At 39.4% G+C, this 26,071-nt stretch carries 26 protein-coding genes and 2 riboswitches; of the genes, 7 read left to right on the top strand and 19 right to left on the bottom strand.

Features of this window, described 5'->3' with window-relative positions:
- Nucleotides 1–44: 44 nt before the first annotated feature.
- Nucleotides 45–218, bottom strand: coding sequence for a manganese catalase family protein (locus tag LCM09_RS04345; protein WP_224878942.1), 174 nt, complete (start codon nt 216–218; stop codon nt 45–47).
- 168 nt (nt 219–386) lie between these two features.
- Nucleotides 387–614: a hypothetical protein gene (locus LCM09_RS04350; protein ID WP_224878944.1), complete on the bottom strand. Its 228-nt coding sequence runs from the start codon at nt 612–614 to the stop codon at nt 387–389.
- Between the two features lie 111 nt (nt 615–725).
- Between LCM09_RS04350 and LCM09_RS04355 the strand changes: the two genes are divergently transcribed.
- The 3 genes from LCM09_RS04355 to LCM09_RS04365 all read left to right on the top strand — a co-directional run bounded on the left by LCM09_RS04355 (nt 726) and on the right by LCM09_RS04365 (nt 3,635).
- Nucleotides 726–2,180 carry a recombinase family protein gene (locus tag LCM09_RS04355; RefSeq protein WP_224878946.1) on the top strand — a complete coding sequence of 485 codons (1,455 nt, stop codon included), beginning with the start codon at nt 726–728 and terminating at the stop codon, nt 2,178–2,180.
- 611 nt (nt 2,181–2,791) lie between these two features.
- Nucleotides 2,792–3,145, top strand: a complete 354-nt coding sequence (locus LCM09_RS04360; protein WP_224878948.1) for an S-Ena type endospore appendage — start codon at nt 2,792–2,794, stop codon at nt 3,143–3,145.
- A gap of 67 nt (nt 3,146–3,212) precedes the next feature.
- Nucleotides 3,213–3,635 (top strand): S-Ena type endospore appendage, encoded by a 423-nt coding sequence (locus tag LCM09_RS04365; RefSeq protein WP_224878950.1) that lies wholly within the window; start codon nt 3,213–3,215, stop codon nt 3,633–3,635.
- A 49-nt stretch (nt 3,636–3,684) separates the two neighbouring features.
- Here LCM09_RS04365 and LCM09_RS04370 read toward each other — a convergent pair whose 3' ends face one another.
- Together LCM09_RS04370 and LCM09_RS04375 are read right to left on the bottom strand one after the other, a co-directional pair.
- Nucleotides 3,685–3,966, bottom strand: coding sequence for an AbrB/MazE/SpoVT family DNA-binding domain-containing protein (locus LCM09_RS04370; RefSeq protein ID WP_224878951.1), 282 nt, complete (start codon nt 3,964–3,966; stop codon nt 3,685–3,687).
- Between the two features lie 82 nt (nt 3,967–4,048).
- The gene (locus LCM09_RS04375; protein WP_224878953.1) at nt 4,049–4,225 is read right to left on the bottom strand and encodes a hypothetical protein; all 177 of its coding nucleotides are present in this window, start codon (nt 4,223–4,225) and stop codon (nt 4,049–4,051) included.
- Between the two features lie 91 nt (nt 4,226–4,316).
- Nucleotides 4,317–4,400: riboswitch (cyclic di-GMP riboswitch) on the bottom strand.
- 285 nt (nt 4,401–4,685) lie between these two features.
- On the opposite strand from LCM09_RS04375, the gene LCM09_RS04380 reads away from it, so the two are divergent.
- From LCM09_RS04380 to LCM09_RS04390, 3 genes are all read left to right on the top strand, one after another.
- Nucleotides 4,686–6,008, top strand: a complete 1,323-nt coding sequence (locus LCM09_RS04380) for a PAS domain S-box protein (protein WP_224878955.1) — start codon at nt 4,686–4,688, stop codon at nt 6,006–6,008.
- A 172-nt stretch (nt 6,009–6,180) separates the two neighbouring features.
- A complete protein-coding gene (locus tag LCM09_RS04385) occupies nt 6,181–6,474 on the top strand; it encodes a hypothetical protein (protein WP_224878958.1) in 294 nt (97 codons plus the stop codon).
- 592 nt (nt 6,475–7,066) lie between these two features.
- Entirely contained in the window at nt 7,067–7,834 is a 768-nt protein-coding gene (locus tag LCM09_RS04390) for an SDR family NAD(P)-dependent oxidoreductase (RefSeq protein WP_224878960.1), read from the top strand.
- Nucleotides 7,835–7,968: 134 nt separating this feature from the next.
- On the opposite strand, the gene LCM09_RS04395 is transcribed toward LCM09_RS04390, so the two are convergent.
- From LCM09_RS04395 to LCM09_RS04435, 9 genes are all read right to left on the bottom strand, one after another.
- On the bottom strand, nt 7,969–8,361 hold the full coding sequence (locus LCM09_RS04395; RefSeq protein WP_224880081.1) for a GNAT family N-acetyltransferase: 393 nt from the start codon (nt 8,359–8,361) through the stop codon (nt 7,969–7,971).
- A 271-nt stretch (nt 8,362–8,632) separates the two neighbouring features.
- Nucleotides 8,633–9,148: a GrpB family protein gene (locus LCM09_RS04400; RefSeq protein WP_224878961.1), complete on the bottom strand. Its 516-nt coding sequence runs from the start codon at nt 9,146–9,148 to the stop codon at nt 8,633–8,635.
- A 27-nt stretch (nt 9,149–9,175) separates the two neighbouring features.
- Complete coding sequence (locus LCM09_RS04405; protein ID WP_224880084.1) at nt 9,176–9,937, bottom strand: class I SAM-dependent methyltransferase; 762 nt, start codon at nt 9,935–9,937, stop codon at nt 9,176–9,178.
- A 169-nt stretch (nt 9,938–10,106) separates the two neighbouring features.
- On the bottom strand, nt 10,107–10,595 hold the full coding sequence (locus LCM09_RS04410) for a GNAT family N-acetyltransferase (RefSeq protein ID WP_224878964.1): 489 nt from the start codon (nt 10,593–10,595) through the stop codon (nt 10,107–10,109).
- A gap of 114 nt (nt 10,596–10,709) precedes the next feature.
- Nucleotides 10,710–10,910 carry a hypothetical protein gene (locus LCM09_RS04415; protein ID WP_224878966.1) on the bottom strand — a complete coding sequence of 67 codons (201 nt, stop codon included), beginning with the start codon at nt 10,908–10,910 and terminating at the stop codon, nt 10,710–10,712.
- Between the two features lie 170 nt (nt 10,911–11,080).
- Complete coding sequence (locus LCM09_RS04420; protein ID WP_224878968.1) at nt 11,081–11,959, bottom strand: GNAT family N-acetyltransferase; 879 nt, start codon at nt 11,957–11,959, stop codon at nt 11,081–11,083.
- A gap of 114 nt (nt 11,960–12,073) precedes the next feature.
- Nucleotides 12,074–14,533: a S8 family serine peptidase gene (locus tag LCM09_RS04425; protein ID WP_224878970.1), complete on the bottom strand. Its 2,460-nt coding sequence runs from the start codon at nt 14,531–14,533 to the stop codon at nt 12,074–12,076.
- Between the two features lie 241 nt (nt 14,534–14,774).
- Nucleotides 14,775–15,680 (bottom strand): peptidoglycan-binding protein, encoded by a 906-nt coding sequence (locus tag LCM09_RS04430; RefSeq protein WP_224878971.1) that lies wholly within the window; start codon nt 15,678–15,680, stop codon nt 14,775–14,777.
- Nucleotides 15,681–16,112: 432 nt separating this feature from the next.
- Complete coding sequence (locus LCM09_RS04435; RefSeq protein ID WP_224878974.1) at nt 16,113–17,183, bottom strand: SDR family oxidoreductase; 1,071 nt, start codon at nt 17,181–17,183, stop codon at nt 16,113–16,115.
- A gap of 287 nt (nt 17,184–17,470) precedes the next feature.
- Here LCM09_RS04435 and LCM09_RS04440 point away from each other — a divergent pair, with 287 nt between their 5' ends.
- Nucleotides 17,471–18,928, top strand: a complete 1,458-nt coding sequence (locus tag LCM09_RS04440) for an aldehyde dehydrogenase family protein (protein ID WP_224878975.1) — start codon at nt 17,471–17,473, stop codon at nt 18,926–18,928.
- A 100-nt stretch (nt 18,929–19,028) separates the two neighbouring features.
- Here LCM09_RS04440 and LCM09_RS04445 read toward each other — a convergent pair whose 3' ends face one another.
- The 6 genes from LCM09_RS04445 to LCM09_RS04470 form a co-directional block, all read right to left on the bottom strand.
- Nucleotides 19,029–20,051 (bottom strand): ABC transporter permease, encoded by a 1,023-nt coding sequence (locus tag LCM09_RS04445; protein WP_224878977.1) that lies wholly within the window; start codon nt 20,049–20,051, stop codon nt 19,029–19,031.
- A 13-nt stretch (nt 20,052–20,064) separates the two neighbouring features.
- Nucleotides 20,065–20,901, bottom strand: a complete 837-nt coding sequence (locus LCM09_RS04450) for an ABC transporter permease subunit (RefSeq protein ID WP_224878979.1) — start codon at nt 20,899–20,901, stop codon at nt 20,065–20,067.
- A 271-nt stretch (nt 20,902–21,172) separates the two neighbouring features.
- Entirely contained in the window at nt 21,173–22,264 is a 1,092-nt protein-coding gene (gene sfnG / locus LCM09_RS04455) for a dimethylsulfone monooxygenase SfnG (protein WP_224878980.1), read from the bottom strand.
- A gap of 230 nt (nt 22,265–22,494) precedes the next feature.
- Nucleotides 22,495–22,595: riboswitch (SAM riboswitch) on the bottom strand.
- Between the two features lie 83 nt (nt 22,596–22,678).
- Nucleotides 22,679–23,617: a ribose ABC transporter substrate-binding protein RbsB gene (rbsB, locus tag LCM09_RS04460; protein ID WP_224878982.1), complete on the bottom strand. Its 939-nt coding sequence runs from the start codon at nt 23,615–23,617 to the stop codon at nt 22,679–22,681.
- Between the two features lie 10 nt (nt 23,618–23,627).
- The gene (gene rbsC, locus LCM09_RS04465; RefSeq protein WP_224878984.1) at nt 23,628–24,581 is read right to left on the bottom strand and encodes an ABC transporter permease subunit; all 954 of its coding nucleotides are present in this window, start codon (nt 24,579–24,581) and stop codon (nt 23,628–23,630) included.
- The gene (locus tag LCM09_RS04470) at nt 24,574–26,064 is read right to left on the bottom strand and encodes a sugar ABC transporter ATP-binding protein (RefSeq protein WP_224878986.1); all 1,491 of its coding nucleotides are present in this window, start codon (nt 26,062–26,064) and stop codon (nt 24,574–24,576) included. The genes rbsC and LCM09_RS04470 overlap by 8 nt, the downstream gene beginning before the upstream one ends.
- Nucleotides 26,065–26,071: the final 7 nt, after the last annotated feature.

Raw genomic sequence — 26,071 nt, forward strand, 5'->3', positions numbered from 1 at the left:
AATATTCAATTCTATCAATTCTACCTCCTTCTTGACGCTACAAACTACTTAAGTCGTTTACAGCTCTTTATCCTCGCTTCTCCTCTGGTAAAGTTATAAAGTGCATAAGCCATAGCATGCTTTTCTAACTCTCTTTGAAAATCTATCGGAATGACGATGTCACCTTGATGCTCTTCTACCTCAAAAGATGCTGTTTCTGTCTGTTCAAGAAAGTGCAAAGGTATGGAGAAGGTGAATCTGCTATCTTCGAGCAAATTCGAGTTGAGCCAGGCACTTTAACTCAGAAGGTCATGACAAATGCCGCCGTGGAAGGACACACTCGAGCCACGGCTCTTCAAAATCAGTGGGCAAGGAAAGCTCCTTTACAAAAGAACGGGAAACCTTTATTAAGGTGCTTTTTGCTTTATTTTCACATTAAGTTTATTTGCTATTTCTTCTCCAAACTTCCTCTTGAGATACTGTTTGCATGCCTCTTCTCTCAAGCTACATTCGAAATTTACTAGTCTTTCTTTCAAGAGTTTTTTTACGGCTTGATCGTTATTACCATCCTGTTGACTGAACCTATATTCCCTATTAGCTGTTTTTATGGCAAAGGTAATTTTAATGTCTGACATGATGAACACCCCCATAAGTCATATCTATGAGCTGATATCAGTTGGACAATCCAATTATTTCTAATTGTTCCTTTTACCTGCATATAAATATAAGTGTTAGGAGGGATAACCATGCCGAATGGTGATTCGAATCACCGCAAAGCCATTGCTTTCTATTGTCGTGTATCAACTGATGAACAGGCATATGAAGGTATTTCTTTAGACGAACAGCAGGAACGTCTCACCTCTTATTGCAAAGCGATGGGATGGAAAGAACCCATTCGACTGTTTATTGATAAAGGCGTATCTGCCAAAAACGCGAATCGCCCTGAACTGAATAAATTATTAGCTGCTATAGCTGAAAACAAAATCTGTAAGGTACTCGTTACGAAGCTGGACCGCTTAAGTAGGAAGCTTTTAGATTTGCTTTCAATCATCGAATTGTTCCTTGATCATGACGTCGATCTTGTATCGTTAAGCGAAACATTCGATACGTGCACACCTTCTGGCCGGCTGACGATGCAAGTACTCGGAGCTGTTGCAGAGTTTGAACGAGAAAGCGTTCGAGAGCGCGTGTACGAGACGATGAACTATGCCGCTCAAAAAGGCGAGTGGATGAGCCAGAGCCCTTACGGATATCGTTTAATCGAGAAAAAGCTTGTGATTTATGAACAAGAAGCAAAAATCGTCCGTGAGATTTACGATTATTACCTAAATCAAGGGCTTGGCTATCAGGCTATAGCCAAGCAACTAAATCATGATGAGATACCGTCCAAAAAAAATAGAGGATGGTCCGCTCAGTCTATTAAACTAATCTTATCGAACCCAGTATATAAAGGAACTACCGTTTGGAATCGGACACAAACAGAGAGAGATAAACGTGTTATCAATGATGAAGAGCAATGGATTACGCATGACCATGCCCATGAGGCCATCATTGATGAAAAAAACTGGAATGCTGTGCAAGAAAGGATGAAACAACGTCATATTCCTTCAAGGGCAAAAACAAGTCCCCACCTGCTTAGTGGTTTGTTAAAGTGTGGTCATTGTGGCGGCAGCATGGTAATTGGCTGGTCTGGGTCAAAGAATCATCGCTATCGAGTATACAAATGCTCGACATACAAGAATAAAGGCATGTGCATAAAAAAACAGTATCGTGCAAATCACGTTGAGGAATGGTTTGTAGAGGGACTAACTTCCCTTTTCCTTTCATTCAATCTGAAGTTCGATACTGAGGTGTTTCTTAACGTAGATTACAATAAAGCCAGCCTAGAACAAAAAATGCGCTCTTCTAAAAAAAGGTACGAACGAAAGGTGGAAGCCTTCACTGAAGGCTTGATCTCATTGAAGGAACTCCAGGATGAAAAGACTAATATGGATGATATCCAATCAAGATTCAAAGAAGAGACTACTTTAATCGATATGCTGGAAGAGGGAGCTTATAAGGAAGCTGTTAGAGATTATATGAAGTTATGGAAGCTAGACGGATTATCTACGAACAGTACCACAACGAAATCCATTTTTCACAATTATGTTGATAAAGTATATTTATACTCCGAGAAGAATCTTTTGATTTATTTTTTTTAGAAAGCGAAGACCTATTTTCATTGATTGTTAAGGGGTTTATCTTCATAGATGTCAAAAAGGGCTTACGAACTAGATAATTAGCCGTCTCTTCTTATCCATTTCCTGCATTAACTGTAGAGAAGTTAGTATGTGCTAAACTTCCAATTTAAATGGATAGGAGAATAATAATGAGTTTATTCGATCATGATTATGACCAAGTTTCACCGCGCTCAAAGTGCGATGGATGTGTCTGTGATGTCTTAAAAAGCCTTCAACCAAATACAGAAGTTGAGATTTTCTTTAATGGGATGGACAAAGATTTAGTTTTCTTTTGCTTCGACCCTAGGACCTGCTGTGCAACCTTTAAAGGACATGATAATGACCCAGTAATTGTCGACTGTAGAGAAATAAAAGCGATTAGAATTCGAGACTAACTTTCAAAGCTGAAGAATATGTAAAGCCATCCAAGTAGGATGGCTATTTTTTTGCTCGAAACAATAGACCTTACACCATTTCTTCACCCATATTTCATTTTCTCAGCTATTTAAACAATCAAAATCATTCGTACATGCATGTAATGCTATATGCAGATGATGAATCTGTATAAATTAATTATGTAGGAGAGATGTTTTATGTGTGGTTCTCAATGGGATAACAACGCATGTTGTCCAGATGGTCAAGTCTTTCAAGAAAAAATTTGTGGGAATTTGGCTCCAGGAAATGATTTAGCTGTCTGGGACGCTGCTGAGGGTGGAGTAGATGACTATCTTCAAGGGACGTTTGAAGTATTCAATGCTGGTGATCATAATATACAGGTAACAATCCGAGATGCTTCTAATCAAATTATTGTAGGTGTTTATGATGTTCCTCCACAAACCACCGTCACAAAATCTGCAAACAAACCAGCAAAGCTTGTCGTTACAGTACCAGAAACAAATAAACTTGGCAGCAAATATTGTATCACCCTCTACAAACGGGTAATCTAAGATAATCAACCATACCCGTTCGTCCTCCCTCGCATAAGATATTTTAAATAATGAGGGAGGATTTTCTATGAGCAACAAATTCTTTGAAAAGATACCAGTAGATTCACTATTTGATGAATGCTACTGTTTTGATTGTATGCTATGTGAAAAATGCTGTAGAGAAAAAAAACCGAAGAAAGAAACACGAGAGCTTGTAACAGACCAGCTTTGTGGCAACATACTAACTAATTGTAACGGGATGGAGACCGTTTTGTGGGAAACTTCTTTAGTTTCTGCTTTTGGTACAGCCACTCTCTTTTTAAGTGGAGGTTGTAGCAACATGGATGTATTTATCAACGATGTCTTTTCGTTTTCTTTGCAAAAAGGGCAGGCACACTCCACTACTGTTAAAGGGCTAAAAAAATTAGCAGTTAGCTGCTCGAACGGATCTTCAAGCTGTGAAGGAAAGTACTGCATCAATCTTCACTATGACCGGCCTTCCTTTCCTTAGAAATATAAAAAGAAAGTCATCCTTTTTTTCGGATGACTTTCCTTTTCGTTCAAGTGTTTTTAAACTCCTGTTGCAACTGATTAAATATCTCTTTAGCAGCTGCAGGACTTAAAATGATCGTACCGGATGCAAGAGATAGGTTTTTGTCTGATATTTCACCCGTAACCTGACATGCCAATCGGTGAACATATTTCTTTAAAATGACGGCATCATCCTCAACAAAAATCTCCATTGCATCGTCCGTATTAATATTAAGCATTCTTCTTAGCTCGATTGGCAGAACAACTCTCCCTAATTGATCCACTTTTCTTAGAATTCCTGTAGATTTCATAACTGTCTCCCCTCAGTCTATCTTGTTGTCAATACAGTTTATGGGAGATCGGTTTGTTTCGTTTCAATTTTCTTAGATTTTTTTATAATTTGGGTGAATGAAGAATCTCTTTTAATTCGTTTACCTCTTCCTCATTTAGCGTGATCACCTGTTCTTCCCCTTCTGCATTCAGCTTCTGTACAATTGTCAGTACACCGTTATCTTCGCAAAGGATATACAAATAAGCTCTGGCCCCTTCTTTAATAATGTAAGTTCTCATATCCGTCTCCCTCACAAATTATCATTTATCATAAGGTTCGAATCGCATCTTCACCTTCTTACTTGTTTTGTACTAAATAAAAAGACCATCTATGAAAGATGGTCGGTTGCACTACTGGCTCCGTCGAATCAAAGTGCCCAGATAAAGATCCGACTTCTTCACCCCTCGTCGTCACTAGTGACTTTACTACTATTAAACATCTAAATACAGGCTGTTAGAACTACATTTAAAGTGCTTTCGTACTATTTTATTGAAGTTTCATTCCTTGTACATTTATGATAGTTAGTATTATTATACGAAATCCTAGTATTCATTTCATCCGGTAAATTTTTCCTCTGTACTAATTTGTATATTGGGTTAGGTCATCAATATTGATTGACATTTATTTGTAAAATATAACATAGGATATATGTAAACTAGCCTTAATAAATCGGAATAAGTGGCAGGTGATCAGTACAAAATGGATAATCCGATCTTTATATGTAACCTTGAGGGTGAAATTCAACATGCTTCGTATTTGGTAAAACGTATTCTACAGATGGGGGATCATACAAAAGGGTACTCCATTTATGAGTTTGTTCATCCAGATGATCGACCAGGTATTGAGGGGTGTTTTAGTGAGTTGCTTACTCTAGGTGACCAAGGTTCGATTCCATTCCGATATAGAATCGAGAACGACAACTATGAGTTTCTTTATGCAAAAGCTAGTCTAGTAAATACTCACGAATATCCCGAACCAGTTGTATATATCACGAACTTTTACACGTCCGATGGTGTAGAACTATTTCCAGTTTATGATTCCTATGACAATCTGAAAAGAAAATATCAGCTGTTGTTTGAAAACAATTGCGATGCCACGTTTGTTATCGATCTTAACGGCCGATTTCTATCAGTTAACGATGCATGCGTCACCTTGTCGGGTTACAGTAAATTAGAGTTAATTCGTATGACATTCTTTCAGTTGATCAAAGAAACGTATCATACATCAGCAAAAAAAGAATTGATTCGATTGACAAATGACCCAGATAAACAAAACAATACGTTTATTGAAATGGAAAACAAATCTGGAGAAACTGTTCTTCTTAATGTAACTTCGATTCCACTCATAGAGAACGGCAACACGACTGGCATCTATGTGATCGCTAAAGATGTGACGAGACAAACACGATTGACGGAAGAGCTCATGCAGTCACAGGAAACGTTGCATGCCGTCCTAGAGCATTTGAACGTGGGTGTATTTCTATATGCCGTAAAGGATGATATGACCCTCTCACCATTTTTTGAAGTGAATCATATCGTCTGTAATACGCTAGGTTATTCAAAGTCCGAACTTATGAGTATGACTCTACGCGATCTTTACACACCAGAAATGTTTCAAATCGTATTGAATCAACGCAGCCGATTGCTTACCTCTAAAAACATGACACTAAAATCCTATCACCTTCATAAAAACCAAAAAAAAATACCTGCCAAAATTAATTCTCAAATCATTACAGTTAATGGAGAAACAATGGTCTTCTCGATGGTTGAGTACCAAACGAATTCCGCAAAAATCCAAGCTGAAGAGCATCGGTCTAGAGACCCTGGTAAGAATCTACGCTTAATTATGGCCGAGATGGATATCAATACGGCCGAACTAGCTGCTATCACCAATTTATCTCAAGCTACGATTTCAAATTTGAGAACCGGAAAAGTAAAAAAGCCTAACGTCGATACGGCAAAGAAAATTTCCAGTGCCCTAAACGAAAGTGCCTCAAGAATATGGCCAGACCTTCCTTATTAGTCGTATCTTTTAAACATTTAAAGCTCAGGTTTTTTTCTAGAAATTTTATATATATTTATTATAAGAATATGGTATTCATAAGATCAGCGTTCCACTAAGATACACGCGATGGAAGGCTGATTTTGCCATGTTTATAAGCCTTAACCAGCTTTCAATTTAAGGAGGGGTTTTATTGAGTGGCTCAAAATCAAAAAAGAAGGGGTATCGTGGTGAGGCTGAATTTGCGAAGTTAACGCAAGGATTTCGGGTTCCGTTATCAGGTAGTACACCTCACTATAAACACGATGTGATGCTCCCAAATGGTTGGGCTGTCGAGGTGAAAAGGAAGAAGACGGGTTTTACAACTCTTTATAACTGGTTAGAGCAACAAAATAGCCCGGATATCGTCGCATTCCGAGCAGACTATCGTCCCTGGGTTGTAGCTATGACTTTAGATCGGTTTTTGACATTGCTAAACAAAGAGTAGATCCATTTCAATCGAGCTCATCGATGGGTGCCACCATCTTTTGAGCTCCTTTCTATTATTGGAAAGGATATTATCATTCTATGCCAACTAACTTGTTTCATGAATGATATTTAAGCATCTTTGCCATAGGAAGGGTTCCCTTTCTAGAGGTGCTTTTGCACTCAATACAAAAACACACACAATTTAAGCGAGGTCCATTACATTCGATTGTTGCCCCTTACAGATATTCTTCAAAGCTGTCTTTAGTAAAAAGCATACATACTAACTCCTTATTTATTCTTAAGGAGTGTAATCCTTTCTAGATTAACGCTCCCTTTTCTTGAAGACCCAGCTTCAAAGTATTGGATCCTAACTACCAAGCGAACTTTGAACATTGGATAAAGAGCAGATGATATGCATTTTTTCAATCCCTCAGCATGATAAGCCATTAGATGGTTTGCAGTAATTATAGCTCTCCACTTAATAAGAATTAATTAATATAAGCAGGGATTTTGATATTATGAAACTCACAAGATACACTTACGGATATTCAACATTGTTTGAATAACTAAAGGTGAGTTTTATATTTATCACCAACTAGGAGTGTTAGTTTATGAAATTATTTAATAATACAGGTAAAGTAGCTATTGTAACTGGTGGCGGCAGTGGAATCGGCAAGACTGCAGCTGAAGCTCTTTCAGAAAGCGGCGCAACGGTCGCCATTACAGGTCGCACATTAGAGAAAGTACAAAAAGCTGCCGAAGAGATTCAAGGTAAGACGGGTAACACCGTGCAAGGATTCCAAGGAGATGTTACGAAATCAGATGATATCAAACGATTCGTAGCGGAAATTAACGAAGCCTTTGGCCAAATTGATATTCTTGTTAATAATGCAGGAACTTTGGCACCTGGGACCATCGAGAACCTAGATGAAGAAGGCTGGGATCATGTCATGAACACAAATGCGAAATCCATTTTCTTTACCACACAAGCAGTGGTTCCTTATATGAAAGAAAATAATTATGGCCGTATTATTAATACCGCTTCTGTAGCTGGAGAAGTTAGCCTTTCCTTCAGTTCCGTTTACGGTACTAGTAAAGCTGCAGCCATTCACCAAACGAAGCAACTCTCTCTAGAGCTTGCACCATATAATATCACAGTTAACGCAATTAGCCCTTGGTTTATCAAAACGGAAATGAACGAGAGCGAACTTGAGGATAAAGATTTCCGTACTGCTGTTGAAAACCGTTCACCTATGAAACGACTAGGTCAACTAGAAGAATTGAAATCTTCCTTCCTATTCTTTGCATCTGCTGGATCTAGCTATGTGTCTGGACAGAATGTATTTGTAGATGGTGGTATGACTGTATACGGACTTTAATAGAAGATGGAAACGCCTTTTCCGGTTGGAGAGGCGTTTTCTATTTTAGGTAATGAGAAATTCCATCATAAACCTTCATTTTTACCACATTTTCTGAAGAACCGCTCCCTTTAGTTAAATAAGGATGAAAGTATTCACTCCATAGTGAATTGTTTTTTCAGTACAGAAAAAATAACCATATCTAAAAATCCATCTTTTACGAAATGGTAGTCTCTCAAATAGCCCTCTTCTCTAAATCCACACTTTTCTAATAACTTTCTCGACCTAAAGTTATCTGGATAGATAATAGCTTCTATACGATTAAGCTCAAGTTCTTTATAACCAAATTTGATAACCTCCATTAACGCTTCGGTCATAATTCCTTTTTGCCAATAATCGGGGGACAAACCGAAACCAACCTCAGCTTTGAAATCCTTCTTATGCCAATTTTCAAAGCCACAAGTCCCTATAATTCGGTCTTCACCCCTCATTGCAATTCCCCACTTTATTTCTTTGTAACTATCTAATCTCTCATTTAATATTCGGATAAGATCCTCAGCCTGCTCAACTTCATTTCATTGAAGCATTCTGAACCACTGTACTTAGCATAATTATAATTGGAGAAATAATGATATAGATCCAGTGCATCAGTATTTCGTAATTTTCGTAAAAACAATCTTTCAGTTTTTTAAAACAGGAAATGTTTTCATATTTGTGTGTCCTTTCAATTATCTCTTTAATTAAGAATATAACTTATTCAACAATTACTGCCTTTAAACTGAATAACTTTCATCAAAACCACAACTCCAACAAACACCATTACTTAGACCTATACCAATCCAGAGCTTCCATTTCTAGATTCCTTACAAATTCGTCTTTTCCTTTTATATAGGATGCAATATCGTCTGGAAACTTTAAAGCCAACTCTTCCTTGATATTACTGTATTTCATTCTTGCAACGGGATGACATCTTAAATAATCCCTAAATGCTAGATGCCTTTTAATTTCTGCACTTCCTTTTTCATAAACATGAACGTGATGAGATCGTTCGTCTCCACCTTTTTGAAAGTACCTTCGTCCAGGTATGCCGTTCTCTCCTTTCGGTTCGTAACCGCTCGTTGTCATCTCTTCATTACATCGATCAACGTGGTGAATGTCTTGAACCACTGGCATCATGTCGATGATTGGTTTTGCGCTCAATCCTTCAACCGCTGTGCTTCCAATGTGATAGATTTCCATCACGTTCTTACCGAGAATTGACCTTACTATCCTCTTTTCCTTTTCGAATTCTAGCTTCCAATTATTATCGAATTTTTCTACTACAACTTTCCTCATCACGACCTCCAAATGAATACAGCATTCTTATTTTTTCACTACTTTAAATACGATGAAATCTGCACACCGGAAATCTTCTTCAAACGCAGGGTATTTCTCTAAAATTTCTTTGGATGGAGTGGGCTCTTCGACTTTTTCAACCATAAACCCAGTTTGAAGAATACTATTCATGTATGTTGAAAGAGTCCGATGGTAGTAGAGAATCTTATCGTTTTCACCTATTCCTCGCTGCTCATAAACACCTTCGTAGAAATAGCGATCGACATTCCAGTGCAACTTTTCCCCTTGATCATTTTTCTCCCATCCACTTTCTGGCGTAACGAAACATGGATGTAAGATTGAAAATATGAAACTGCCTCCGTCTATTAGTAATCGATACATCTCCCTTAACGCGCTCTCGTGATCTGAAAGATCCTGCATAACCATATTCGATACGATAAGATCAAAGCTGCTGTCTTCTAGGAAAGGTAGGGTTTCACAATTACCATGGAAAGAAGTTACATCTACTGATGATGAGGTTTTCTCTTTTGCGATCTCGAGCATTTTCTCTGAATAATCTACTGCAGTGACACTTGCCCCATCATGTGCGAGTTTTCTACTCAAGTATCCCTCTCCACAGCCTGCATCTAATATTTTCTTATCGGTGCTATCACCAATCAACGTAAATAGACAAGGATTCAAGAATACTTCTCTATGTAAATCTCCTTCTTCTGTGTAACCTTTTGTATACGCTTCAGCGTTTGCGTCCCATCGTTTTATTGCTTCTTCAGTACTGTACGTCTCTTTCACAGTATCTTCCCCTTCACTCTCTTTGTAAGCAGTCTTTCTATTTCGTTTCATCTTCCTCCATATCCACACTTAAAAGAGTATATCAGTATATTTTCAATTATATAATAATTAATCTGGAAGATAAAAAAACGGCTTTCCATAGTTAAATAGAAAACCGATAAAGAAACGTTTACCTTCTTCTCAAGCGTGGAGGAGGAGTAAGTCTTTTCCTAAAGCTATTCGTTAAAGAATTCTCAGGTGGAGCATGTTGTAATTTCTTTTCAATTATATAGTTAGTCAACACAGCACCTTTCACTTCAAACCCTAATCGTTTTAAGCTTTCTAAGCCTTGCATATTGTCGCGATCGACAAAACCGTAAATGGTAGAAATCCCTTTATTACGAAGATGCTTCTCAAAAGCTGGGAGCAGCGAACGTGCTATCCCGTTCCCCTGCAGATCCTGACGCAGCATTACGTAGTCTACGAGAATCATATCATTCACTCGTAATCGGTAGGAGAGAAAACCTACAACTTCATGTCCCTTATTACACACCACCAGTACTTCATAAGATTGGTCAATGATTCGTTGTACTTTCTTCGTACTAACTTCGAAATTCTCAATGCCGATCTCGACTAGCTTTGAATCATCACGTTCAGCGATCCGATCTCGTAAATACATCCACTCATTCTCCTTTCAAATAAATTTAGGTGAAAAGAAGAGCTAATGCAGGAAGCCTACATTAACTCCGGAAAGGGGGGATATTCTTTTCCTACTTACTACTGACTTGTATCTCTACTCGTACTTATCGTGCTTTTCGCATTTATAGCACTTGCACTTATCGTGCTTTTTGTGTTTCTTGCACTTCTTATACTTATCGTGCTTCTTATGCTTCTTTTCTTCCTTCTTAACCTTCTTTTTCTTTTTTTTCTTACTTGTCCCGTCAAATAGGTCATCAACCATGTTTTTCAACATATTTCTCATATCCACACTCATATTGATATTCCCTCCTCAACAAGATGTTGGAATGATAAACATTCCATACCTTATCTTACGTATGCTCGTCCTACTTGCTTGGACAAGTATGGCCAAAGGATAAAAATGTGCAGATACATAAAGGAAAGCGTGTAGTGCCAGCCACCACACGCTTTTCTTTAGACTCTATCCTATTGTAACTTTTTCGAAAACGCTTCTAGTTCGTGTATAAGATCAAACCCTGTTCTTTCATACACACGAATCGCTTCTTTATTCGCCGCATTCACACAAAGTGTAACGGTGTTTATCTTTCTAAACGTAAACAACCAGGATAAAGCCTGCTGGAGTAACCTACTTCCAAAGCCGATTCCTCGATACGCTTCATCAACAGCAAAAAACTCAATGTTTGCCTCTTCGAACTCTGGTTCTACTTCTACATAAATGTAACCAGTTAGATTGTATTTTTCCGTAGTTACGAACACTTTGTGATGTTCGTTCAGTCTTTCAATGATTTGTTTGCCACTATAGTACGTTTTCGGGAATGTTTTATCATGTAGAGCAATAAAGCTGCTTATATAAGGTGGCGAAATCTCTTGAATAATCGTAGCCCCATCAAACCTTTTTCTACAATACTGTAAGATTGCTTGTTTACTTTTTTTAGTGAAGCGTAGTTTTTCCGCAAGCGCAAGACAGTTCTTATTTTTCACATTAGGAAACATCTGTATCATATTTATTTCATCTGGAACTAATTGAAGCATTGCTTGCCACATTTCAGATACAGTCGTCCAGTACTGATTTTCTACGAACGGGCCCCATACTTCAATTCTCTTATTACGATAATCAGTTTCAAAGCCAAGCACGCCGACTAACATGTTCGAATGATAGACTGTCACAAAACTCTCCCAAAAAGGCACTTCAAAGTCATTTTTTAACGTATCTGAAATCTCATCGCTGTCTGTCCCACAGTAGCCAATATGACACTCTTCTTTACGATTCATTTTCGCTATGAACTCACTTACAGTCTCTAGCTCTTCTCTTTTCAATACTGCGATTTTCAGCATATTCTTCATACCTACCTTATATAAAATAACTCACAATTCGTATGTACCTTACACATTAACACAATATTTTAAAATTTAAGCATGAAAAAGAGCTCTGGCTGCCATAGCCAGACCTCTTCCATCTTATTTTAAGAAAGCTTCAAAATATCTTGTCATCGCTACGGCAAAATCACCGCGTGTTACATCAGTGTTAGGCTCAAAATTCGCAACAACTGTTGGTTCAATATCATATTGCCCTTGAGTAACATCGAAGCTAGCGTTGATGATATTCAAGTCGAGTGCAAGCTGTACATATCCTTTTAAGTGTTCAGGAATATCAACAGCATCACGAACCTTTACGCGCTCATCTTTATATTGTACTGTCACATCATCTCTAAATGCTTTAGCCTCTTCTTCTAGACCAAGACTTTGCACAAGGGAAAAAGCCAATTCTGCTCTCGTTACGTTTCCTTTTGGTGCGAACTTGCCATCTTCACTTAGCATAACACCCTGCTGCGTATGAGTACCGTCTCGGAATGCTGCTCCTTCAGCCGAAACAGCAGAAGCAAAAGGAAGAAGCTCATTAGTTACATCACTGAATGCCTTGTTCCCTGATTGGCGGATTTCTGCGCCCATCACTAGATACTGTGCTAAATCCTTTCTTTGAAGCTTGCTATCAGGCTTGAAATTCCCTTTGTTATCGCCATCAAAAAGCTGTTCTTTTACACCATTCTTTATTGCAGAGGCTGCCGGCTGTCCTTCAATATCGTTAAGTCCAGAGAAGCCACTTACTTTTGTGAAAGATAGTGTACCTTCGATGTTATCTGGAACAGAAACACCTGAAGTTGGATTTGCATCATCGCCTCGTAACCCTCTGATTTCAGCTTTCCAAGATCCTGCCATCGGTGCATTTACTGAAACTGTTCTGTCAGTCGTTAATGTGAACAATAGGCTGATGCCAGAGCTATATTCAGTGCCATCTGGAGCTATTAAAACGAGGTTGACCGGATTACCGGTCTCCCCCAATAAGCCATAGGCATTTACTTTTGCAACTAGATTCGTTAAACCTGACTCAACTTCGAACTCATACTGATTGTCAGACGCAAGGGTTACTGGATTGTAGTCTACTGAGAAAGGCTTTCTTTCTGTTGTCGCATCTACAGTGCTGTTGAATTCCTTATTATAAGTAAGAGTCTTTCCATATTCATTGTTACCGAACGCTGAATCTACTGCTGCATATGCGTTAAGGTAACCAGCTCCTACTTCCCAAGCTTCATATCCAGGCATGTTCGTAGCCGTTGATTGTACAATGGATTTTACTTCGTCAGGAGAGAGTAATGGATTTGCTTCAAGCATAAGTGCTACAACACCTGCTGCATGTGGAGTCGCCATCGATGTTCCGCTCATATGTGTATAGAAAGGAACATGTGCCGGATCAAGCTCTTCGGCATCTTGAGGAGCTGAGAGTGAGCTAACTGGTGCAATAACACGAGTTGAAACGATATCAACACCTGGTGCGGTTACAGTCGGACGATCTTCCCAAGTCCACGTTTCACCGTCCATTTCAAATGACCCGCCAACTCCTTTTGTACCACGAGAAGAGAAGTCAGCTAGCGTACCATCTTTTTCACCTGCTGCAACAGAGATTACCCAAGGTGCTTTTGCATAAGGATTATGAGTGTTTTCACTCGGTCCTTCGTTACCAGCTGCAAACAATACTACAATCCCACGATCATATACTTTCTTACTTGCGATATTAATCGGATGATTAGGATCAAAATCGCCTGAAGAACCCCATGAGTTTGTAATAACACGAATATTGTATTGAGACTGGTGAGTTAAAGCGTAATCAAAACCTCCGATACCATCTAGAACGAAGAGTGCTGCCCCAGAACCATAACCGATTAAATCAGCACCTGGTGCTGCTCCTTCATACTTTCCACTCGACATAGCACCAGTTCCACCAACCGTACCCGCAACGTGCGTACCGTGTCCAGAGTTCGTATCCGTGTTTGCTACATCCTCTTGATATGTAACAGGAAGTAGTCCTGGTGATAGACTATTAAGGTTCGTTGATCCTAATACGTTTTGCACAAGGTTTTCACCAAATTCGTGATCTTTATGAGTACCATCTACGCCGCTGTCGTTGACAACAACACCGATTCCTTTACCAGTAACCGGTAGTCCTCCGTTGGCTTTTCTCATGCTATCATCTGTACGAACTTTATCTACGCCAGTGATATCTGTTGCATCTGCATTAAAATAGTCTAGCTTTTCGTTCAAATAAATTGATTGAACCATACTATTAGCTGCAAGATCATTAATCTGATCCTTCGTTGCAATTACCCCTGCCATTGGCAAGCTCTTGAGAGTCAAGCCAGTATCGACACCTATTTCCTTCAACAACTTAGATTGTGCATCCGTTGGAGCTCCATCGCCATAGAACGTGACGATGACTTCAAAAGGTCCATTTCCCTCTGTCATCTGTTGAGATAGTTCTGGGCCAATCGCTGCAGATTGACTTGCAGAAGATTGAGGTGGGTTTACGAAACCTACTATTAATAGAAACGAGAGTGCCACTACGTACCAAAGCCTCATTCTCATCCGTGTTCCTCCTTTTAATTTTCATTGTTTTCTTACTATTTATTATCCATTGGAAGCGACCATTTTCCTATTCACTAAAGGTTTTAAATCCTGGTCGAGAAAGAACTATATGAGACTCATCCAAAAGTAGTATCTCGTAATACTTTGCGTCATCTAAGACTAGTACTTTTCCTACAATCTGCCAATAATCAAAAAAAAAAAAAGCCTAACTCAAATGAGTTAGGCTCTGTTATAAACACTATTAATCTAGTACTGTTACAGTTACTGTCTTACGGCCAAAGTCTAGAGCATCCTGTCTTTCAGGCATGAATAGATCAATACGGTTACCTTGGATTGCACCACCAGTGTCACCAGCGATTGCAGTACCATAGCCTTCTACGTGTACTTTAGATCCAAGTGGGATTACATCAGGGTCTACTGCGATAACTTTTTGGTTAGGATTCGCTCTTAAGTCGATTCCTGTAGCAGTTACGCCTGAGCAACCTTCACAATATGCTGTATATGCTGTTGCTTCGACTTTAAATTCTTGTCCACTTTGCTCAGAAGATTTACTTTCTGTGTTTGTTTGCTTTGCAGATGTGGAATTAGAAGTAGTAGATTTAGTAGACGCTGGTGTTGATTGTACAGTTTTACCTGTCAACGCTGCCCAAGTGTTTGCTCCGGCAATGCCATCAACGCGTAGTCCGTTATCAGCTTGGAAAGCACGAACAGCTTTCTCTGTGATAGGACCGTAGATTCCGTCTACATTATAGTTATAATATCCACCAAGCTCTTCTTGAAGTGTTGAAACTTGGTGACCTCGATCGCCAGCGATTAGCGTACGATGAGCTTGTCCTTGATTAGCTTTTTCGATTGCTGCGAATGTATTTGGACCTGCGATACCGTCAACAGCAAGACCGTGAGCATCTTGGAATTGCTTAACAGCATCTTCAGTTATCGATCCATAATAACCTGTAGATGTATGATAGTCGAAATATCCTTTGGCTGACAGTACATCCTGTAACTCGACGACGTCGCCGTGTTTTTCACCGTAAGAAAGTGTTTGATCTCCTAGAGCAGCCTCTGAAACTACTGGGCTAGCAAACATCATTCCAGCCAGTGCTGTAGATGTAACAACGTTCCTTACAATGTTTTTACGAGTTACCATGTACACATTCCTCCTGAGAGATAATAATTAATTTTTGGTGTTTCTTTTGTCTTGATCACCTATGTCCCTTATAGTAACAGCCAAATATAACACAGCCATTTTAGTGTAGTAACAAGTCAGTTACATAAATATGACAGATTAATACGGAATTTATAACTTTTGCACAATTAGGTATTAAAGTACTATTTACAGCGACAATATATTACAATGATGTCAGATTCACGCTTTCTGACGTCTAGTTATAGTTCTCAATAAAGAAAAATACTGTCTCAAACGACTTCTTCACCTAAAAGGTGACTAATGACTTAGTAACATTTACCTCTATTTTTACAAACCTTTTAAATAAGCTCTTACCTTCATTACATTGTTTCCTTCCTATTGAATGAAAAAAGGAGGTAGCCCAAATTGAGCTACCCCTCTTTATGTTCTTTCCTATTTAAGAGCTTTTTCGTTTAATCGATTTGTTCTACCACCAGAAATAATCCTTTGTAGTATCTCTCTGTCCAAAGTAAAGGTATCTACATTGGCGTCCTGCAATAACTCTCTTGTGTTTGAATCGTCAAAAGTTAATGTCTTCTCAAAATACTTATGAAAAACCTTCATCGGCTGATTCAATTTAATATCTTGGTCCGTTAGGTCTCCGTCGTAATCAGTCGGTACTAGTTCTACTTGATAAAAATCAAGCGAAGATTGAATAAGATCTAATACGAGTTGATTTGTAGGAGGAGCTGGGTTCGTAATGTGATAGATTGTACTCCGTTTTGCATGATCAAGCGCAAGCGTCAACACACTCACTACATAATCGACTGGTACTAAGTTTTGAGCGGCTTCTTCTGTACAAAGAAATTTGATCTTCTCTCCAGTAGCCTGCTTTCGTTCCAATCTCTTCTTTAGGAGTTCCAAACTTCTTATCACTCCGTAAAGCGCAAAGGTTGTTTCAGCTTCTCCCGTCTTAGAGTCCCCGATAATAATAGACGGCCTGAAGATTGAAACATCAAAGCTCTCACTATATTCAAACACAAGGTGCTCGGCATGGCATTTACTTTCTTCATAAGGATTAACGAACGTATTGTCCTTAGGATGAAGTTCTTCACGTCCGAAGAGTTGATCTCCTAATGTGTAAGCAGTACTAACGTGATAAAACTTCTTTGTTTGAATCTCTTTTGAGAATTCCAGCACGTTTTTCGTTCCATTCACATTGATATCAAATGTTTTTTCTCGATCACCATCATCGAAAGAAAGATAAGCAGCAATGTGGTACACTGTATCGATTTTATCTTTTAATAGAGCGATCGTTTCGACCGAAACACCCAAACGATCATCCGCTACGTTTCCTTTGATAATGGATAAATTGTTTTGTAGTTCAGTTGATAACGAATCTAGCAAACGATCAGCTTTTCGTTCATTACGAATCAACGCATAAACGTTGTGACCTTCACTCAATAACTTGATTGTAAGCTGCTTTCCTAGGAAACCAGTCGCACCTGTTAAGAGTATGTTCATGTTGTTCACCCCACTAAAACGTTCTATATGATTTGTCTCATTTTATATGATTGTCACATTTATATGATTTCTTTGCACCGTTCGTAGTTTAGCACATATACGTTTAGATTACATTAGAAACTAGTTGGAAACTAACAATAAGGAAAAGAGTAGGTAGAAATAAGCAACTATAGAATTTTTTGTGTGCGTTTGAAACTGACGTGGAAAATCCTTCTAACATACTCCGAAGTTTATTCATCAACCTGAGGGGGAACCATCGGTAGTGTACATTAAAAGGAGGATTTCAAATGTCTAACACATATACGAAACAATATCTAAATGGAGAATGGGTTACGGGAACGAGTGATAAAACTGTAACAAATTATAATCCATTTTCTCGTGAAGAACTATTCACACTACAATCGGCTTCTGAAGAAGATCTGGATCGCGCATATAAATCAGCGAAAGAAGCTCAAAAGTCTTGGGCTCAAACAACGCCTGGAAAGCGACAGCAAATTATTGATAAAGTAGCTGCCATTATGACGGAACGAAAAGAAGAACTCATCGACTGGCTTGTAAAAGAGTCAGGAAGTACGAAGATCAAGGCGAATGTGGAATGGGCGGCAGCTACTCGAATCGTAAAAGAATCCGCTTCTTTTCCTTATCGTATGAAGGGTCAAATCGCACCATCAGATACTCCAGGTAAAGAAAATCGGATCTATAAGAGTGCGAAAGGAGTTATCGGTGTAATCGGACCATGGAACTTCCCGCTACACCTCTCCATGCGTTCCGTCGCTCCAGCACTAGCTGCAGGAAATACTGTTGTACTTAAACCTGCATCAGAAACACCAGTCACAGCAGGCTTTCTAATCGCAGAGTTATTTGAGGAAGCAGGACTACCGAAAGGTGTGCTTAACGTCGTTGCTGGGCGTGGTTCAGAAATCGGCGATGCCTTTGTCACTCATCCTATTCCGAAACTGATCTCCTTCACTGGTTCGACTGAAGTTGGAAAGCATATCGGTGAACTAGCAGGGAAACACATTAAGGAAACGGCATTAGAGCTTGGTGGGAACAACGTCTTTATCGTTCTAGATGATGCAGATATCGATCAAGCGGCTGAAGCAGCAGCATTCGGGAAATTCCTCCATCAGGGTCAAATTTGTATGGCGATTAACCGCATCGTTGTTCACGAAAGTATTCATGATGAGTTTGTTGATGCGTTCAAAGAAAAAGTCGCATCTCTACAATCGGGCGACCCTGCTGATGCAACTACAGCAGTTGGACCTCTTATTAATAACGATGCAGTGGAACGTATTCAAGAGTCTCTTAACACATCTCTTGAACAGGGAGCTGAAAAAATTCTCGGTGGTGAAGTTGAAGGTAATGTCATGAAGCCTGTGATTCTTACAAACGTTACGAACGATATGCCGATCGCGAAAGATGAAATCTTCGGCGCTGTAGCCCCGATCATTACGTTCAGCACAGAAGAAGAAGCGATTGAAATTGCAAATGGTTCTCCATATGGTCTTAGTGGTTCCGTTCACTCTCGCGACTTAAATCGTGGTGTTCAAGTAGCACATCAAATCGAAACAGGGATGGTTCACATCAACGACCAACCCGTAAACGATGAAGCACACATGGCATTCGGTGGTGAAAAAGAGTCTGGACTCGGTCGATTTGGCGGAGAATGGGCGTTAGATAAGTTTACAACAGTGAAGTGGATATCTGTTCAACAAGAACGTCGTCAGTATCCGTTTTTTAAATAAGTATTTAAGAAGCCCTCGAAGTTGTTCGAGGGCTTCTTTGTGGTCATTTTAGATAGGTCTCTAGAATTTCCTAGTCAGAATCAATTTACAGAAAGCTTTTCTAAACATTTTGCTTAACAGATTTAAAATCCGATTCCTTAACCTGAATATGCTTCTCTTTTTCTTTTAGTTCATTCTTACGCGAGGTCTTTGATATTTTCAAATTCTGGTTTGAATCAATACTAGATTGGTACCCAACTATACATAATTGAATAGCAATACTACTCAATGCAAAAAACAAAACTGGCACTAGCGGAATCCATGGGTCAGTGGCTACTAAAGGGAGATAACTTCCGATTAACCCAGACCACTCATACGAAATGGAATTTTTCTCAACTGGTGTGAATGGGCTAAATGATATGTATGTACCACCGAAAAACAAGTTTAAGACTCCAAGATGAGCCAGAATTAATAAAGCATTAACAACATTTTGACCGAAAGAGACGAACAATACAGGTTTGATGTATGGAAATATGTGATTTTTGAATACATGTAATCGACTTCCACCGAGGATCTTTGCTCCATCAACAAACGGTTTAGTATAAAAACGTTCCATTTCTTCACTTAAAAATAATGTGAGTGAAGGAATAGCGATGATCGTCATAATAAACACTTGAAAAACCACTTGTTCGGAGAACGTAAATTGGAAACCATCAATACTCATCGTTACGACTGAAACAAGCATAAAATAGGTAAATAGTGTTGATGGGATGAAACTAAATGATTGGCTGAATTCTTTTATGATATGCTTCAATCTCTTAAAATACAGTGTCACGATCAGGCTAAGAAATAATGAAATAAAAACTCTACCAATGCTCACGCATATCGCTGCACCCAACGTATATTTAGCTCCATGAATAATAATATGTGCCAAATCGTAACCGTCTGTGTCCGTACCTAAAGGGTGAGCTAGAGAAGGAGGAAACGGGGCAGAACTAATCGCCTCTCCCTCACTATTGTATCTAGTGTTCTCTTGAATGATTTCTTCTCCATAAATAAACCCGTTCAATATACTACTAAAAAGCAGTATAGCAATAAACATGAATCCAATTAAAAATGGTGGACTCTTAAATGCGTTCCTCATTCTTTTTCCCCTCTCACGAAGGTAATCTTTTATTGAGGATCACCCGAAATAGTAGCAAAATCACAAACAACGGAGTATATAACAATATTAAAGAGGTCATCAAAACTTCAGGTGAAAGATAATTATAAATAAACATGAACACACCATTGCTGTTTAATAAATATTCGATGATTAGTTGACTCGAAAGCATGATCCAAATAATCTGATTGATATTATTAAATAAGGTTAATAAAACATTAGGAAAAATATGCTTAAGTATTATTGTTTTCCAGGCTATGCCCTTTGATCTAGCAAGTTCCACATAACTTTTAAACCTTTCTTCGTCGAACGCGATAACCAACATCCGGAAAAGATAGAGTGTTGGTAAGATACTCATAAGAAAAATAGGTAAGAAGTAAATTTGCTCACCTGGCATAGTTGTAAAATTCAACAACAAATACCCCGTTTTCTTATAGAGACTAACAACAAGGACTTGGATTAACAGAAGCAAAAAGATATCTGGTACGCCTTCCAAAATAGAAATCGAGTAACGTATTTTATGTAAAACATCTCTTTTCAGAAGGAAAACTAGTAAAACTAACATTACAGCACCAATTAGGGATATAACCAACGAACCTAGTAAGATGATTAAAGAATAACTAACAGGAGTAAATAGATAAGGAAATAAACCCCTCTCACTTAGACCGATCGAATATGTAAGCTGAGCAGGATTAAATATTGCTTTTAGTAATCCTCCTAACTCTTTAAGGTAGAGGCTTATATTCATACTTATCCCTTCAAATAGGAATGGAAGTGCCCCTATAAAAATGAAACCAATGATTGTTAATATGTATTGGCGGATATAACTCATAAGATCATGGTTCCAACCCTTTCTTATTAGTACTCGACTTCATTTTATCGTTCCTAATATTATTCGTTTTGGTAAGCCTCTTATCAAAAATCTTAGCATACCGTTTTACAAAAATATACATTTATTAACACCAAAAAGCCGCCTCGGCACTGCTTACATATTTCTAACGAGGCGACTTGAACTCAATCTATAATTTTTTGCTTCTAACTAATGTAAGGAATGAGTCACGTACCTGCGATTGTTTACTACTAAAGTGCAATCCCTTTCACTACTAAACCTCTATACTCTCTTTCTCCAATAACTTTTCCTTTTCCTTCACAAGCGGTATAACTTCTTTCCCAAAACGTTCGAGGTCTTCTTCATAATTGAAGTGTGCTGTTAATATGACTTCGATTCCTATTTTCTTTAATTCTATAATTCTAGCAGCTACTTGTTCAGGTGTACCAATCAAACCAGTCTTGAACCCATCATTATACTGGACGAGATCTTCAATACTAGAATTAGCCCACATACCTTCTTTATCACTCGTTGATTGGCCAGCTTCCTTCACAGATTGTCTAAATCCTTCAACAGCTTCTACATCCTTATAACCGACTATGTCACGGAGAAGCTGATGTGCTTCTTCTTCTGTATCTCTTACGATCGCAAATCCATGTGCAGCAAACTTTATAGAGCGTCCTTCTTCTTTCGCTAAAGCGCTAACTTCGTCGATTTGCTTCTTAAACCCTCCGAGCGAATTTCCATTCATAAAGTAATAATCAGATACTCTTCCAGCCATTTGTTTCGCAGCTGTTGAGTTTCCTCCCTGGAAAATTGGTAGTTTACCTTCTTGAACAGGTTTCGGTTTTAAAGGCGCATCGTTTATTCTGTAAAAATCCCCTTTAAATGAAGCTGTTTCTTCTGTCCACAACTCACGAAGCACTCGGATGAACTCCTCTGAACGTCGGTATCGTTCATCATGTTCGAGCCAAGGTTCTCCGTATTTAGTAAACTCCTCTTTAAACCAACCACTCACAACATTTACTGCCGCTCTTCCATTACTAATGTGATCAAGAGTTGCTAGCATCTTTGCATAGACACCTGGGTGCCATAGTCCTGGGTGAACGGCTGATATTAATTTGATTTTCTCTGTAGAAGCGGCTAGCGCTGAGGCAAGTGTAATCGCTTCTAGTTGATTTTCTGCTCCATAACTTGCGATAAACCGTGTTTGTAACAATGCAAAGTCATATCCTGCTTCCTCTGCAATTTGTGCGTATCGTTTATTCGCTTCAAAACTCCAATCTGTTTTCTGAGGAAGCTTAGAAACAACTAGACCACCACTAACATTTGGTACCCAATAAGCAAACTCCAAATTTTTCGCCACTTTAACCGTCTCCTTTCATAAGTAGACGGACATTCCCAGGTCATGGTACATTAATTAATGATCTGGTATGTCCGTATGTGCTAAACGCTCAGATCGACCTAGAGAAGGAGTGTAGCCGCACTTCTTCTCTTTTTTTTTACCTATGAATGCAATAAAAAACCCCCTCTGCTTTCACGAAGCAAGAAGGGGTGACAGTACGATATCATGAATATAGAAATCGTTGCACATCCTTCTCATCTTCGGAATGAATCCTCTGAAATTGGCACCGTACGCATAAGCGTTGGTTGCCGAGACATCGTCGGGTCAGTCCCTCCGTCTCTCTTGATAAGAAGTCAATATTTTATTAAATTGTTATGGCTTATAATAAGTGGCGCCATATAAAATGTCAAGTGAGTTTACTAACTTTTCTAACTATTATTCTTCAGAATCAGAAACCGAGTCTTTTGTTACCAACTTTAGAGGTACTGGAATTGTATCTTTCACGTCATTCCCTTGAAGAACATCCTTCGCTGCTTGAACAGCAAGTGATCCAATCTTCTCAGGCTGCTGTGCAACTGTGGCAGATAACTTTCCGTCTTTAATACTATTGATCGCATCTTCATTTCCATCGAAACCAACGACGAGAACGTCCTTCCCAGAGCTCTGAATCGCTTGGAATGCACCTAATGCCATTTCATCATTGTGAGCAAAAACAGCTTCGATACCAGGATTTCCTTGCAACAAGTTTTCCATCGTGTTCAACCCTTCTGTTCGATCAAAATTAGCCGTTTGTTTTGCCACAACGTCTAACTTCTCATCAGCAATATTGTGAAAACCTGAGCCACGTTCTCGAGTGGCTGATGCACCAGGGACCCCTTCTAACTCAGCCACTTTTGCTCCTTCACCAAGCTTCTCAACTACAAACTTACCTGCCATCTCGCCACCTTTTTCGTTATCTGAGCTGACGAGCGTTGCAACCTCACCCTCTTCAGCGGAACGGTCGAGCGTAACAACTGGAATACCAAGACTATTTGCGGATTGAACAGCTGTTGAGATTGCAGACGAATCTGTTGGGTTGATCAATAAGGCATCGACACCTTGTTGAATCAAATCTTGAACATCGTTGATTTGTTTGGCAGCATCGTTTTGAGCATCAACAACAACAACTTCCATTCCCTGCGCCTTTGCTTCTGCTTCCACACCGTTTTTCATCGAAACGAAGAACGGGTTGTTCAATGTAGATACTGATAATCCTAATTTAATATCTTCAAGGTTTGTTTTCTTATCAGGCTTCGCCCATTCTGGCGGTTGAAGTGAGCACGCTCCTAGCAAAAGAAGTGACAAACTGAGCAGTAGTGGTAGTATTTTCTTCATTGTAACCCTCCTAAGCTGCTTTCTTTCGATCGATTAATACTGCGATGATGATGACGACACCTTTTACCACCATCTGGAAGAAAGATGAAACGCCAAGCAAGTTCAAACCATTATTCAATGTACCGATAATAAGTGCACCGATCAGCGTGCCGATAATTAACCCACGACCACCAGATAAACTTGTCCCGCCTAGTACGACCGCTGCGATTGCATCAAGTTCGTACGATGTTCCTGCAGTCGGCTGTGCAGAGTTAAGGCGTGATGTGAGAATCGCTCCTGCAAGTGCAGAAAGCAACCCAGCAAGTGAGTACACCATAATTTTAATGCGAGATACTTTAATACCTGAAATAAGTGCAGCTTTCTCGTTACCACCGATCGCGTATGTTTTACGACCAAACGGCGTTTTGTGAAGAATGACCCAAAGAACTGCAAATGACAGAAGCATAGTTATAGCTGGGACTGGAATTCCTAGAAAATACCCTCTTCCAAACAACTGAAATGCATAGCTGTCTCCAAGTCCTGTGATTGGATTTCCATCCGTGTAGACGAGCGTTAATCCACGAAACATCGTCATTGTAGCAAGTGTTGCGATAAATGGAGCCATTTTTCCTTTTGTAATCAGTAGACCGTTTACCATACCCATTACTGCCCCAAGCAGACATCCAATAAGGATGGCGAGGATTGGATCTATCCCTGACACCATCATTCCTGCCATCAACGCACTAGACAGTGCAAGAATTGACCCAACGGATAAGTCGATCCCCCCTGTTAAGATGACGAACGTCATCCCATAAGCGATGAGAGCGTTGATTGCCACCTGTCTAAGCAGATTCAGTAAGTTCAATGGTTCAAGAAAGCTAGGGTTGATAATTGAAACGGTTGCTACAAGTACAAGCAATCCGACTAGCGGTCCGAGCTTTTGCATGAGATTTCCCACGTGGTTATTAGTAAGTACCTTATTCATGTACGTGACCTCCTGTTGCCAGTGTCATTATTTTTTCCTGTGATGCTTCTTCTTTTGATAGCTCTCCTGCAATTGTTCCTTCGTGCACGACTAGAATGCGATCACTCATACCCATCACCTCAGGAAGTTCGGATGAGACCATTACGATCGCAACTCCCCTGTCAGTTAATTCATTCATCAGCTGATAGATTTCACGCTTAGCCCCAACGTCTACACCTCTCGTAGGTTCATCCAAGATCAGCACTTTTGGTCCGATACCGATCCACTTCGCAATAACCACTTTCTGCTGGTTTCCGCCCGATAAATTGCCTACACTCGTCTGAGCTGATTCCGTCTTGATCGTCAATCGTTTGATCAGAAGGTCAACAAAGTCTCTTTCACTTTTTTCATTGATCAAGCCTTTTTTAGTAAAACTAAAAAGACTTGAAAGAGCGATGTTATCCTTTATAGAAAAATCGAGTATCAGTCCTTCTTCTTTTCGATCTTCCGTAATAAATCCGAGACCTAAATTTACTGCTTGCTCAGGACTTTTTACGGTAACCGATCGACCGTTCACAAGAATTTCTCCGTTATACTTTCCATCGAGACCAAAGATCGTACGCATAATTTCTGTCCGTCCTGCTCCCATCAAGCCAGAAACGCCAACGATTTCACCCGACTGAACGTTGAAGCTCACTTCTTCAAATTGTCCTTTACGAGTAAGGTTTCTTACTTCGAGCACAGTTTCGCCGAGGTTCACTTCACGAGCAGGAAAACGATCCGTCAATTCACGCCCAACCATTTTTCTTACAACATCATCAAAATTCGTATCGGGAATCGGTGTCGTATCTACCGTTTGGCCATCACGCATTACGGTGATGGTGTCACAAATCGTAAAGATCTCTTCCATTCGATGGGAGATATATACGATCGACACACCAGCATCTTTCAACGAACGTATGACGGTAAAGAGTTTTTCGATTTCTCGATCGGTCAAGGCAGCCGTTGGTTCATCCATGATGATGACCTTTGCATCAGTCATTAAGGCTTTCGCAATCTCAATCATTTGCTGCTCACCAACTGAACATTGTCCAGCCTCTATCGAAAGTGGAATTGAAATCGACAGCTTATCAAACTGTTCCTTCGCAATCGCTTTCATTTTTTTCGTGCGAATTAGTCCTAAAGATGTAACCGGTTCCTTATTGATAAATAAGTTCTCGAGCACCGTTAATTCCGGCCATATATTGAGCTCCTGATGGATAAATGCAATTCCAAATTCCTCAGCTTCCTTTGGATTTGAAAAGACTTTTTCCGTTCCATCAATGTGAATAGTACCCCGATCCTTTTGATGAAGTCCCGTAAGAATGTTCATGAGCGTTGACTTTCCTGCTCCATTCTCACCCATCAAGGCATGGACCTCACCATTTTTGATCGCGATGTTCACACCTTCTAACACCTTGTTGGTACCAAATGCTTTATGAATGTTGTTCATCTTAATCTGCATGTTTTCA

This window comes from Guptibacillus algicola, from assembly GCF_020171805.1.
Lineage (GTDB): Bacteria > Bacillota > Bacilli > Bacillales > Guptibacillaceae > Guptibacillus > Guptibacillus algicola.